Genomic DNA, 608 nt, shown 5'->3' on the forward strand with positions numbered 1-608 from the left:
GCCCGTTGGTATCCGAAAATGGCCGGGAAACGTAATCCTAGCAAGGTGTTCAACCTTATAACCCACTCTGCGGAAAAAATTAAAGTCGCTTCACATCCGCTGTCCATGCATTTACTTGCAGGTGCATATCCTTCGACACCTCAAGAGACAAAAAACATAAAAATGACATCAGAGGCGCTGATGAATAAAGAGCGTCTGATTTGCCTCAATGTACTATCTAAATATAACCCTGAAAGACACTCGAATGCATCAAAACGACTTCCGATAAAGTTTTTTTCAGGTGTTCCAGTTGTGCTGATGAATACTGAGAATTGGGCATCACTGGAGAAGAGATTCAGCTCTGAAATAGCAAACTGGCGTTTAGGAGGTAACGTAATCTGTATGGCTATAGGTGATCTGGGTAAATTTAAGGGGAAAGATACATACTATCTTAAACCACTTCAGATAGCATTGATGAATGTTGATGAAAACTGGATCCCGGCAGACTCGAGTTATGAGCTGACCATGCTAAATTATCTTCATAAACATGAGCGGTCATTTATCAAACCCCTGAGATACGATGCTTCTAATAATGATGTTTTCCCAGATTTTTGTCTGACGGATATTGG

The 608-nt window shown here is 40.8% G+C and carries 1 protein-coding gene; it reads left to right on the forward strand.

What is annotated here, in order from left to right; genetic code table 11:
• Positions 1 to 18 precede the first annotated feature (18 nt).
• The coding region (locus tag ACKLKD_RS27965; RefSeq protein WP_420062015.1) for a DUF1173 family protein at positions 19 to 608 on the forward strand (590 nt) is incomplete at its 3' end.

Origin of the sequence: Klebsiella sp. 10982 (assembly GCF_048589245.1) — a bacterium.
GTDB lineage: Bacteria > Pseudomonadota > Gammaproteobacteria > Enterobacterales > Enterobacteriaceae > Klebsiella > Klebsiella quasivariicola.